This window comes from Microbacterium sp. MYb62, assembly GCF_002979475.1.
GTDB lineage: Bacteria > Actinomycetota > Actinomycetes > Actinomycetales > Microbacteriaceae > Microbacterium.
Window position 1 is genome coordinate 1 of record NZ_PCOY01000047.1, and the last position, 2,889, is coordinate 2,889.

The window sequence follows — 2,889 nt, forward strand, 5'->3', positions numbered from 1 at the left end:
GGCGAGGAGGGCGAGGAGGACGGTTCGGCCCCCGGCCGGAGGGTCGCCACCGGATCGACACCCGCGGCAGCACGCGCGAGGACCTCGTCGAGGTCGAGCTGGGCGAGATGCGGGTCGTCGAGCTCCTCCCAGGTCCGGGGCGCCGCGACCCACGGCCGTGCGCGACCGCGGAGCGAGTACGGCGAGATGGTGGTCTTCTTGCCGTTGTTCTGACTCCAGTCCAGGAACACCTTGCCGCCGCGGACTGCTTTCGCCATGACACTGGTGGCGAGATCGGGATGATCGCTCTCGATCAGCCGGGCCAGTTCCTTCACCACTGCGGAGACCTCGTCACTCGTCTGCTCGCCCGGCAGGGAGGCATAGAGGTGGATGCCCTTGCTGCCGCTCGTGACCGGCAGAGGGTCGAGCCCCATCCCGGTGAGGACGCCGCGGGCGATGCGGGCGACCTCTGCGCACTGCGCGAGTCCCACTCCCGGGCCGGGGTCGAGGTCGAGCACCAGCCGATCCGGCCGCCCGGGCAGGCCGTCGGACGAGAAGCGCCACTGCGGCACGTGCAGCTCGATCGCGGCGACCTGGGCGAGCCACACCAGGGTCGGCACATCCGTTACGAGGGGGTACTCCTTGGGGCCATCCGAATGCTGGATCGCCTGACGGGGGATCCACGACGGCGCGCCGGGTTCGAGCTGTTTCGTGAAGAACGAGTCCGCAGGTGTCTCCGTGGTCCCGACACCCTCCACCCAGCGTTTGCGGGTGACGGGACGACCGGCGAGAAGCGGGAGGAGCAGTGGTGCGATGGCCGTGTAGTACGCGAAGACCTCGCCCTTGGTGGTTCCGCTCTCCGGATAGACGACCTTGTCGAGGTTGGTCACGCGCAGGCGTCGGCCGTCGACCTGCACGATCTGCGCTTCTGCGACCATGGGGCCAGCGTAGTCAAGGGACTGGTCGTGACGGCTGTGGCTGGTGTCTACTGGTGTGATGAGGACGATCTGGAAGGGCGCACTGACGTTCGGGCTCGTGAACGTCCCGGTCAAGGTGTACTCCGCGACCGAGGACCACGATGTGCCGCTGCATCAGGTGCATGAGAAGGACGGCGGGCGCATCCGCTATCAGCGCACCTGCGAGGTCTGCGGCGAGACCGTGGCGTACGCCGACATCGACCGTGCGTACGTCGACGAGGGGCAGACCGTCGTGCTCACCAAGGACGACCTCGCGGCGCTTCCGGCGGAGAAGAGCCGGGAGATCGACGTCGTCGAGTTCGTGCCGTCGGACCAGGTCGATCTGCTCACGCTGGACAAGCCGTACTACCTCGAGCCGGACTCGAAGTCGCCGAAGGCGTACGTGCTGCTGCGCAAGACCCTGGAGCAGACCGACCGCACGGCCATCGTGCGCTTCACCCTGCGGCAGAAGACGCGGCTGGCGGCCCTCCGCGTGCGGGGGAAGGTGCTGGTGCTGCAGACGCTCCTGTGGGCCGACGAGGTGCGCGAGGCCGCGTTCCCCGCGCTGGACGAGGACGTGCGGATATCGAAGAAGGAGCTCGAGCTCTCGGCGTCGCTCGTCGACAGCTACTCGGCGGACTTCGACCCCGAGGCGTTCGTCGACGAATACCAGAAGGAACTCCGCACGCTCATCGACGCGAAGATCGAGGCCGGCGACACGTTCGACGTGGCCGAGACCTTCGGCGAAGCCGAGAAGGCGGCGGAGGGCGGCGAGGTCATCGACCTGATGGAGGCGCTGCGCGCGAGTGTGGCACGTTCGAAGGAGGAGCGCGCCAAGAACGCGGGTTGAGCGTCGGGCGCCGACGATCCGGCGTCCGACGAACGATCAGTGCTTGCCGTCGCCGTCCAGATCGGGCGCGCGGTCGAACACCTCGGCGTCGAGCACGAGCTCCTCCGCCTCCTCGGCATCGGTCACGACGTCTTCGCCGGCGGCTGCGGCCTTCTTCGCCTTGTGGCGCTCGGAGAAGTAGTGCCAGAGCGTGACGATGGCGGTACCGCCGACGGCGATCAGCAGGATCACGTCGATGTACTCGACGACCAGATCGCGCACCCACGGGATGTAGGCGATCAGGTAGCCGACCATCGTGAGGCCGAAGCCCCAGATCATGGCACCGATGAAGTTGTAGAGCGAGTAGCGCCGCCACGGCATGTGCCCCACGCCGGCTGCGACCGGGGCGAACGTGCGCACGATGGGGACGAAGCGGGCGAGGATCACGGTGAGACCGCCGAAGCGCTCGAAGAACGCGTTGGTGCGCTCCACGTTCTTCCGGCTGAAGAGCCCGGACTCCTTGCGCTCGAACACGGCCGGCCCGCCCTTGTGGCCGATCAGATACCCGACCTCGCCGCCGACGAAGGCGGAGAGGGCGATCAGGAGCGAGACCACCCAGATGTTCACACCGAACACGTTGCTGGTGTGCGTCAGGAGGCCGGCGATGATGAGCAGGGTGTCGCCGGGGAGCAGGAACCCGACCAGCAGCCCCGTCTCGGCGAAGATGATGAAGCACACCACCAGAAGCGCCCAGGGGCCCGCCGCGCCGATGATCGTCTGGGGATCGAGCCAGGGGATGAGAGCGGTCGGTGCGTGCAACATGGATTCGAGCACTGGGGGTGTCCCGTCGGTCGTGAATGGTCGGCGGTGAAGCTGAGCGATGTCGTGGCGACCGGAAGGGTGCCCTCGTCTCTCGTGCGGAAGGTGGGACTTGAACCCACACGCCCTGGGGCACAGGAACCTAAATCCTGCGTGTCTGCCAATTCCACCACTCCCGCGCGGTGGAATCAGTCTACTGATCGCCGAAACCCCGTGTCTGGGGATCAGCCCGCAGTCGGCGTGCGTCGCACGACGGGCCTGGTGTCAGGCCAGAGGGGTCGAGGGCGGGATGCCGGGCTCGGCGGG

General features: G+C 67.7%; 3 protein-coding genes and 1 tRNA gene. 1 reads left to right on the forward strand and 3 read right to left on the reverse strand.

Going from position 1 to position 2,889, the window contains the following annotated elements:
* The coding region (gene ligD, locus CQ042_RS20180; protein WP_219844888.1) for a non-homologous end-joining DNA ligase at positions 1-917 on the reverse strand (917 nt) is incomplete at its 3' end.
* Positions 918-975: 58 nt separating this feature from the next.
* On the opposite strand from ligD, the gene CQ042_RS20185 reads away from it, so the two are divergent.
* Entirely contained in the window at positions 976-1,785 is an 810-nt protein-coding gene (locus CQ042_RS20185) for a Ku protein (protein WP_028503543.1), read from the forward strand.
* A gap of 36 nt (positions 1,786-1,821) precedes the next feature.
* On the opposite strand, the gene CQ042_RS20190 is transcribed toward CQ042_RS20185, so the two are convergent.
* Complete coding sequence (locus CQ042_RS20190) at positions 1,822-2,586, reverse strand: DedA family protein (RefSeq protein ID WP_105672220.1); 765 nt, start codon at positions 2,584-2,586, stop codon at positions 1,822-1,824.
* Positions 2,587-2,680: 94 nt separating this feature from the next.
* Positions 2,681-2,762, reverse strand: a tRNA-Leu gene (locus tag CQ042_RS20195).
* Positions 2,763-2,889 lie beyond the last annotated feature (127 nt).

What these genes read in the sequence shown, in the direction of transcription:
- CQ042_RS20190 (WP_105672220.1), bottom strand. Translation starts at nt 2,586, where the DNA reads ATGTTGCACGCACCGACCGCTCTCATCCCCTGGCTCGATCCCCAGACG.
- CQ042_RS20185 (WP_028503543.1), top strand. Translation starts at nt 976, where the DNA reads ATGAGGACGATCTGGAAGGGCGCACTGACGTTCGGGCTCGTGAACGTC.